Here is a 1711-nt window from a genome sequence, read left to right as displayed (position 1 = left end):
TTTGCCGATGACATCGTTCATACGCAGTACTTGCATTCTCTTCATGTGTTATCTCCGATGATTGAATAAATGGTTCATCGGATATGTCAGTGGCGTAAAAAATGTTATTTAGGCCGCGATCCACTCATGGCAAGAGTGGCCGCGGCTTTCTGTTTGCGTATGAATATGCACCTAACGTGACCTCGTAACGAGGTGCGTTGTGAGCTCTTACTGTACGTGGTGGGCGTTGGACACCACTGTTTAGCCCAGTATTGAGAGGCTTGATGTGGCTAATCCACTACCTACCCCCGTACTATAATCAGGCACTTAGCGGTGGATATAGTCAAATGGTACTGAAAAAACACTCAAAAAATTGTCTTTAAATCATCGATAAATCTCGCAAAAATACGCAATAAATCATGTTGAAATCGACCATAAATCGACGTTAAATCTACATGGTAATTTACATGGAGGTAAGGTTATGGCGTATCACTCTAATGGGTACAAGACTCAAGGAAAGGCACAGAGAGGTGTTTGTAAATATAATGATCGAGAATTACGCTTCCTGTGTATGAAGCTGCAGCCGGTTGAAAAAGCTGACTGTTTATTTAATTTATTTAATAAAACATCACATGAATTGCATGCGGTGGTTGAAAGACAAGTTGATTTTTTTAGTCGTAATAAAAAGTTATATAATGATTTTTTGGGTAAAATAGGTGTAGGGTATTCTGGTTGCGGTGACAGGAATGAGAACGACTATACAAACGTGGAATATATACATGATTCCTTTATCGCGCTATGCAAACGTAGTTTGTGTTCATTAGAAAAACTTCCGAAGGAAAATGAGAGATTTGTTAATTTGGCCTTCGCCTATGTTTCATATTATGCTTTTTTGTTGGAGTGGAATTATAACCCCGTGTTTCCAAATGGGTATAGTATAGATTGCGCTGGTTCCAACGTTGACGAGAGAGATTTTTTAGGTGGGATTTTTGACTGCTTTCCTAATTTAGGGAGAGAGACTAGGTGGGAGTGTGTTTGTTTATTTATTGATTGGTGTACAGCGCGTCAGTTGAATAAAGATGTACTACTAAATAGCATTTTATCTATGTGGAAGGAAGCTAGAAAAGAAAACAGTTTTATTGATTGGTTAAATGCAAGAAAGGAACTTTATGATTGGGTTTATGGCTATGTGTCAGATACATTTTTACACGGAGGTAGGCCAAGTTGGATGAATGTTTCGGATACTGATGCTAAAGTCATTCTTTATAAGAAAAAAGACGCAGTGATTACTTTTTTTGACATGCTTTCTCCAGTTTATAAGGAGATTGTCTTCTCTAAAATTAAAAAAGCAGGTGCTCAGCAAAAATATAGAGTTAAATCACGGTTGGAAACTGCGGAGCGAAAAAAAATGCAGTTACTAATAAGTGAAGAGGTGAAGCTAAAACTAAAAAAACTTTCAGCTTGTGATGATAAATGTCTTTTTGAGGTCGTTGAAGGTTTGATTGAGGATGCTTATGAAAAACGATTTGGTAGTCGGTAATGCATCAGCAGTAAATGAATTTTCGCTTTGATTGAATTAGATGTAATTTGATTTTTAATGTAGCCTGTTTATTTTTTTTTTTGCATTTTTTTAGGCGGTGAGGTATAGGATGTGAGGCTCCATGTTGTATTGAATTCCGTTATTTTTATCATGATTGAATTTATTCTCATTTTTTATAGGCTTTTATCTAAA

Annotated in this window: 1 protein-coding gene; it reads left to right on the top strand. The window is 36.5% G+C overall.

Going from position 1 to position 1711, the window contains the following annotated elements; translation table 11 throughout:
• Positions 1-460: 460 nt before the first annotated feature.
• Positions 461-1519 carry a hypothetical protein gene (locus tag ACRCYC_RS03435; protein ID WP_438617789.1) on the top strand — a complete coding sequence of 353 codons (1059 nt, stop codon included), beginning with the start codon at positions 461-463 and terminating at the stop codon, positions 1517-1519.
• The last annotated feature ends 192 nt before the right edge of the window (positions 1520-1711 follow it).

Source organism: Paraclostridium sp. (assembly GCF_051657365.1).
Lineage (GTDB): Bacteria > Bacillota > Clostridia > Peptostreptococcales > Peptostreptococcaceae > Paraclostridium.
The sequence above is the reverse complement of the archived record's forward strand: the minus strand, read 5'-3'. Positions and strand labels throughout refer to the sequence as shown.